The organism is Roseovarius halophilus (ex Wu et al. 2025), assembly GCF_047086965.1.
Genome location: NZ_JBKOTX010000017.1, coordinates 1 through 510 on the forward strand (window position 1 = coordinate 1; position 510 = coordinate 510).

At 56.5% G+C, this 510-nt stretch carries 1 protein-coding gene; it reads left to right on the top strand.

Translation table 11 applies throughout. From position 1 onward, the window contains the following. Positions 1-149: 149 nt before the first annotated feature. Positions 150-320: a ParB N-terminal domain-containing protein gene (locus ACH107_RS05430; RefSeq protein ID WP_109389861.1), complete on the top strand. Its 171-nt coding sequence runs from the start codon at positions 150-152 to the stop codon at positions 318-320. Positions 321-510 lie beyond the last annotated feature (190 nt).

The following is a 510-nucleotide window of genomic DNA, read 5'->3' on the forward strand; positions in this document are numbered from 1 at the left end:
GCCTGACGGCCTGACAAACCCCGCCTGAACCGAAACGGGGGTCTGACCCCATTTCGCTTCGCGCAGCAGACCCATTTCGCTTTCGGGCCAGAGCCGTTTTGTTTCGTGGACCTCTGGTTCGCGCATCAAGCCTTCCCAAGGACACCGCCATGGACGTCACCGACCTGCCGCTCGAGCAGATCATCCCCTACGCGCGCAACCCGCGGAACAACGCCGAGGCCATCGCAACGGTCGCGGCCTCGATCCAGGAGTTTGGCTGGCGCCAGCCGATCGTCGTGGACGAGGCGATGGTTGTGCTGGCAGACATGCTTTCGTTTTAATTTAAATCTCTGAGAACTCTGGTGCTTGAAGTGTAAACAGGCAGTCTTAATATGAGACTAGTTAATATGAGACTAGGCAGTAGTTCTGAGAGCAAAAAGCGACGATCAGGTTAGCGCCCTGGCGCTGCCGTCGAGCCATTACAGGAACGAGTTTCGGTAACCTCTCAGCTGCGTTTTTGGGGTGCTAATA

Excerpts from the sequence above, each read along its gene's own strand:
- ACH107_RS05430 (WP_109389861.1), top strand. The coding sequence starts at position 150 with ATGGACGTCACCGACCTGCCGCTCGAGCAGATCATCCCCTACGCGCGC.